Annotated in this window: 2 protein-coding genes and 1 tRNA gene; 2 read left to right on the top strand and 1 reads right to left on the bottom strand. The window is 60.7% G+C overall.

Features of this window, described 5'->3' with window-relative positions; translation table 11 throughout:
• The first annotated feature begins 63 nt into the window (after positions 1-63).
• Both HLH25_RS19780 and HLH25_RS19775 read left to right on the top strand, forming a co-directional pair.
• Positions 64-1,212, top strand: coding sequence for a hypothetical protein (locus tag HLH25_RS19780; protein WP_182975714.1), 1,149 nt, complete (start codon positions 64-66; stop codon positions 1,210-1,212).
• 414 nt (positions 1,213-1,626) lie between these two features.
• Positions 1,627-3,306 carry a recombinase family protein gene (locus HLH25_RS19775; protein WP_182975715.1) on the top strand — a complete coding sequence of 560 codons (1,680 nt, stop codon included), beginning with the start codon at positions 1,627-1,629 and terminating at the stop codon, positions 3,304-3,306.
• Here HLH25_RS19775 and HLH25_RS19770 read toward each other — a convergent pair.
• Positions 3,263-3,339 (bottom strand) — tRNA-Met (locus HLH25_RS19770). The genes HLH25_RS19775 and HLH25_RS19770 overlap by 44 nt on opposite strands.
• Between the last annotated feature and the right edge of the window lie 34 nt (positions 3,340-3,373).

The following is a 3,373-nucleotide window of genomic DNA, read 5'->3' as shown; positions in this document are numbered from 1 at the left end:
GTCCTCCGATGGCTGCGGCGGGGGCTGCGTCACCCGGCCACTCCGCCCCCGCAGCAGCCCTGGTTGGGCTTCAACAGACACCGTACGTCAGATTTAGTCGAGACTTCCACACCTAACCCAACTGACGCCATCCACCTCAAGCAAGAGTTGGTCGATGGCAAGCTAGTTCCTGGCGCACAACTTGAAATATTCTGGTATATCTTGACGCAAGGTGGCGAAGCGGTGTTTCCGCCGCCAACTGAGGCAGGCATCAGGCATCTCGCTCAGCTGTGGCCGGAGCGATCCGGCGATCTCCTACATCTTGCCGAATACACGGCGGACTCGGCGGAACCCCTCGCAAGATCGGTGTTTGCCGCCATCACTGGCGCGATGTCGATCGAGGGCTTTTGGTCGATAACTGAATCTTACCCTCGTGTTCGGGAACGCATGGTCGAAGCCCGACCGGACCTGCTAGCAGAGGACGGCGCTTTCGAGCTTGATAACAGTACTATGGTGCGGATGTTTTGCCTTGTCCCACCGGATGGCTCCATCATCGGGAGACTTGTACCCAGGCTACTGTTGCGCGATGACGAGCGACTTGCCTCCGAAATATTCAACCGATTCCCATACGAGACAGCGTCGCAGGTTATTGCGGCTGCAAACACAGGGAACGTGAGGGTAGGCAGAGCATGGCTACAGGAGCTAGTCAGGCGGCCACGCATTCTGCTTGACCCCACCATCATGGGAAGAATCGACCATACCAGCCTACTCTACGAGATTGCCAATACGCTCGGTTGGCTTACGCCAGAGGTGGTCTCGGCTGGCTCCGATCCTTGGATAGCTGCACTTAAAAACGTAGTGGACGACCTTGCCGACGACAAGCGTGACATTCTTCAAGCATTTCTTATAGCCCTCGGGATTTCGTCAGGAGGCGACGGAGGTCGCCAAATATTAGAAAAATTTTTTGAACCTGTGCATGAGCAAGAGTTGAAGTCCAGGTTACCTTGGCGCGCACGCGACATCCTGCTGCCAGTGCTGGCAGACGTGAGTTGGGGCAAGGGCTGGGATTATGGATTGCGGCTCCGTCTTGCAGTCGCGGCTGCCTACGTCCGGAATAGCTATTCGCCGGAAAGTTATGCGGCCCTCTCAAGAAAGCGGAAAGTGCGGACCATGTTGTACGATGCGGCTACCGACATTCCAGGTGGCAAGCCATATGCAGAAGCCGTTAGCTGACCATATCGCGCTGCCTCCTCCCCTCTCGTGAAGCTGCCGTAAGCCAGTATTTGTACGACGCGCCTGTATCCGGGACTACCCATAACTACGATTCCTTACGCTGGAGCACGCGTGGGCACGCCGTCCCATGTTGCCATTTTCCATTGAAATAACAGTCATCTGTCCGGATCGTGTGTCTGTTTTCCTTGCCATGCGGTCGGAAGAGAGCGACGATGACGGACAGACCAATCCAGTCCATTGCCCCGGCGTATCGGCCGCCCGAGCCCGAATTACGGCTCGTCCTGCGACCCAATGCCCCCGACCTGCGCCTGATCGCGCTGGTCCGCCTCATGGCTCGTCGTGCCGCACGGGACTGGTTCCGGTCGCAGCAACAGGAGCAGCGCCGCCGCTCCGGACCGTAAGGGATACCTCACCATGAAGGTCGCGCTCTACGCCCGCTATTCCTCCGACAACCAGCGCGACGCCTCGATCGCCGACCAGCTTCGCATCTGCCGCACGCATGCGGAGAAACAGGGCTGGAGCATCGTCGAGGAGTATACCGATCACGCGATATCCGGCGCCTCCCTGATGAGGCCCGGCATCCAGGCGCTGATCGCCGATGCACAGCGCGGACGGTTCCAGATCGTGCTGGCCGAGGCGATGGACCGTCTCTCCCGCGACCAGGAAGATATCGCCGGGGTCTTCAAGCGCATGAATTATGCCGGCGTGCGGATCGTCACGCTCTCCGAGGGTGAGGTCTCCCACCTGCATGTCGGCCTCAAGGGCACGATGAATGCCCTGTTTCTGAAAGACCTCGCAGCCAAGACCCATCGCGGCCTGCGGGGACGCGTGGAGCTGGGCAAGTCCGGCGGCGGCAACGCCTATGGTTATGACGTGGTACGCAAACTCGACGCCAACGGCGAGCCGATCCGGGGAGACCGGACTATCAATGCCGTGGAGGCAGAGGTTGTCCGTCGTATCTTCCGCGACTTCGCGGCTGGACTGGGGCCACGCGCCATCGCTTTCCGCCTCAACGACGAAGGCATCCCGGCACCGGGCGCTGGTGCGTGGGGCTTCTCGACCATCACCGGCAACCGGGCGCGCGGCACCGGTATCCTCAACAACGAGATGTATGTGGGCAGGCTGGTCTGGAACCGCCAACGGTTCATCAAGGAACCCGACACCGGCAAGCGCCAGGCCCGTCCCAATCCAGACTCCGAATGGGTGATCCAGGAGGTGCCGGAGCTGCGGATCGTAGACCAGGAACTATGGGACGCGGTCAAGGCACGGCAGGCCAGCGTCAGCGCCAGCAGGGACACAAGCGATACGTCGTCCTCCGATCATTTCCGAGAGAAACGCCGCCCCCGCTACCTGTTCTCCAGCCTGAGCAAATGTGGCTGCTGCGGTGGCGGTTATTCGATGATCTCCGGCACATTGCTCGGCTGCTCAACAGCCCGCAACAAGGGTACCTGCCAAAACCGGACCAATATGCGTCGCGAGGAACTGGAGCGGCGCGTCCTAAACGCGCTACGCCAGCATCTCATGGACCCGGACCTGTTCGCGGAGTTCTGCACCGCGTTCACGGACGAGATGAACCGGCTGCGCATGGAGGTGTCGGCCGACATTGGCGCAGCGGAATCAGAACTGAAGCGGGTCGAGCGCGACATCCAGCGCCTAATGGACCTCTATCTTTCCGAGGCGATCTCGATCGCGACGGTCAAGGAACGCGGATCGAAGCTCGAAGCCCGCAAGGCGGAACTGACAGAGTTCCTCGCGACAGCCGAGGCACCCCCGCCCCTGCTCCACCCCCAGATGGCGGAGTTCTACCACCGGCAGCTCGCGCGTCTGCACGACATGCTGCATTCCGAGCTGGACGAGAAACGCCAGGAAGCGGCCGAGGTGATCCGCTCGCTGATCGAGGCCATCATTCTCACGCCATCCGACAAGGGCCTCCAGATCGACGTCCGGGGCGATCTCGCCGGTATCCTGACCGTGGCGTCGGGTGGACAAACGAAAACCCCAGCCCGTTTCCGGAGTGGGGTTCCTGATGCGTTCGTATCGCAAGTTCAGATGGTTGCGGGGATAGGATTTGAACCTATGACCTTCAGGTTATGAGCCTGACGAGCTACCGGGCTGCTCCACCCCGCGGGGGTGAGGGAGGACTGGAAGACCTGGCGGCGAC

Source organism: Gluconacetobacter dulcium (genome assembly GCF_014174165.1).
Lineage (GTDB): Bacteria > Pseudomonadota > Alphaproteobacteria > Acetobacterales > Acetobacteraceae > Gluconacetobacter > Gluconacetobacter dulcium.
The sequence above is the reverse complement of the archived record's forward strand: the minus strand, read 5'-3'. Positions and strand labels throughout refer to the sequence as shown.